The organism is Aquabacterium sp. A08 (assembly GCF_011742065.1).
Map to the genome: position 1 here is coordinate 1 of NZ_JAAQQT010000449.1, position 221 is coordinate 221.

General features: G+C 77.4%; 1 pseudogene. It reads right to left on the reverse strand.

Features of this window, described 5'->3' with window-relative positions:
• Window positions 1-221: pseudogene (locus HA630_RS27235) on the reverse strand (ABC transporter ATP-binding protein); the annotation flags it as partial.

The window sequence follows — 221 nt, forward strand, 5'->3', positions numbered from 1 at the left end:
CCCTGGCTCAGGCTGCCGATGGCGCGGTCGGCCCAGTCGGCCAGGCCGCGCTCGGCCAGCCAGGCGCTGGCCTGGGCCTGCGCCGCCTTGCGCGCCTGGCCGGCGGCCTGCAGGCCCAGCCCCAGCTCCTCGGCCACGGTGGGGAAGATGATCTGCTCGTCCGGGTTCTGGAACATCATGCCCACCGGGCGCGGCTGCGGGTCGGCGGCGCCCAGGGGCAC